The organism is Brachyspira pilosicoli (genome assembly GCF_019402445.1).
Taxonomy (GTDB): Bacteria; Spirochaetota; Brachyspiria; order Brachyspirales; family Brachyspiraceae; genus Brachyspira; species Brachyspira pilosicoli_B.
The window spans coordinates 1-1067 of the sequence record NZ_SRZM01000427.1 but is presented as its reverse complement, the minus strand read 5'-3'; the positions used below and the strand labels follow the sequence as shown (position 1 = coordinate 1067).

Below are 1067 nucleotides of genomic sequence, written 5' to 3'. Positions count from 1 at the left end.
TTTAAGCTTTCATAATTATTACTAAGAGCAACAAGCTGAGGTTTTGTGCTTTCATATTGTACTTTTGCATTTAAATATTCGTATTCAGAAACTTGTCCGTTTCTGTATTTTATGTAGGATTCTCTCATTCTATTGCTGTAATTAAGCTGCTGCTGATAGTATACTTTATAATTTTCTTGAGCTACAAATGTATTGTAAAAATTTAATTGTGTATTTATTGCTACATTTTTTCTCTCGTCAAAATATGTTTCTTTCATCATTTTTAGGTTTATTTCTCTTGCTTTATCAGTATTCCAGTTTCTAAATCCAGTAAAGAGTGTTTTTGACAATGTTGCTTGTGCATTCCAAGTATCTGCACTCGAATATACTCCTGTGTTTAAATCATTGTATTGATATTCTTGTGGCTCCGATAAATTAAGTCCACCGCTTACTGTTAATGAAGGTAAAAATAAATCAGAAAATGATGCATCTTTTTGAGTTTGAGCTATTCGTACATCATATTCTGCTTGTTTTAGAGTTTTATCATTTTCAATAGCTAAATCTAATGCTTGTTCCAAATTTATGCTTATCTTAGAGTTTGTAGAGTTTTCATTACTCTGTGAATATAAAGAAATATTGAATACTATAATCAATATAAAAACAAAACTATTTTTCACAATACCGCTCCTAAGAAAGTCTACATCGTAAATTTAATAAAAATTTATTTTTTTACTAATAAATTATAAACTTCAAATAAAAAATATCAAGTTAATTTTACAATATATTTAATTAGACGAATAAATCATTAAAAAGTTCCCATTGTTAAATGCTTGTAATATGTAATTAAATTAATATTTATAATAGGTAAATAAAAAAATAATTGTTTATATATTTTAAGGAACAGGGTAAATATTTTTTACTTTATCAATATATAAAATGTGATTTTATTTAATAAATTTACTTTAATTTTACAAAAAATATATGTTTTTTGATAAAATCATACTAAAATATCAAAAAAACTGCAAAATATATATATTTTTTGTAAAAAAATAGTAAAAAAATTTGACAAAACTCATACTATATACTAT

General features: G+C 23.3%; 1 protein-coding gene. It reads right to left on the bottom strand.

What is annotated here, in order from left to right:
* Positions 1-656, bottom strand: a 656-nt coding sequence (locus E6A48_RS11620; RefSeq protein WP_219710468.1) for a TolC family protein, incomplete at its 3' end; no start/stop codon positions are given.
* Between the last annotated feature and the right edge of the window lie 411 nt (positions 657-1067).